This window comes from Rhodoplanes roseus (genome assembly GCF_003258865.1).
Lineage (GTDB): Bacteria > Pseudomonadota > Alphaproteobacteria > Rhizobiales > Xanthobacteraceae > Rhodoplanes > Rhodoplanes roseus.
Genome location: NZ_NPEX01000646.1, coordinates 1 through 604, shown reverse-complemented (window position 1 = coordinate 604; position 604 = coordinate 1). Strand labels below are relative to the sequence as shown.

1 protein-coding gene is annotated in these 604 nt (G+C 69.5%); it reads left to right on the top strand.

What is annotated here, in order from left to right; translation table 11 throughout:
* The first annotated feature begins 71 nt into the window (after nucleotides 1–71).
* The gene (gene arfB, locus CH341_RS31780; RefSeq protein ID WP_111423729.1) at nucleotides 72–494 is read left to right on the top strand and encodes an alternative ribosome rescue aminoacyl-tRNA hydrolase ArfB; all 423 of its coding nucleotides are present in this window, start codon (nucleotides 72–74) and stop codon (nucleotides 492–494) included.
* Nucleotides 495–604 lie beyond the last annotated feature (110 nt).

Below are 604 nucleotides of genomic sequence, written 5' to 3'. Positions count from 1 at the left end.
CGGCCCTCCGGGCCGCCCCGGGACGACGGCCAGGACTTGACCCCGCCACCGGTCTCGCCTTCAACACCGGGATGATCCGGGTCACCGACGATATCGCTCTCGAAGAGACCGAGCTCGAGGAGCAGTTCATCCGGGCCGGCGGCCCGGGCGGGCAGAACGTCAACAAGGTGGCGACCGCCGTGCAGCTGCGCTTCGACGTGCGCGGCTCGCGCTCGCTGCCCAACGACGTGGCGATCCGCCTGATGCGCATCGCCGGCAGCCGGCTGACCAATGACGGCGTGCTGGTGATCACGGCGCAGCGCTTCCGCACCCAGGAGCGCAACCGCGAGGACGCCCGCGAGCGCCTGGTCGAGATGATCCGCGAGGCGGCCGTGCGGCCGACGCCGCGGATAAAAACGCGGCCGACCCGGGCCTCCAAGGAACGCCGCGTCGACGCCAAGAAGCGCCGCTCCACCGTGAAGAGCATGCGGCGGGGCGGGGCGTCGGACGACTGACGCTGAAGCGTCTCGAATCCTGCTATATCCTGGTCTTGGATAATCGATGGTCATTCCGGGGCGCCGCGCAGCGGCGAACCCGGAATCCAACCGAGACGTGCAGCATGTGT

Excerpts from the sequence above, each read along its gene's own strand:
- arfB (WP_111423729.1), top strand. The coding sequence starts at position 72 with ATGATCCGGGTCACCGACGATATCGCTCTCGAAGAGACCGAGCTCGAG.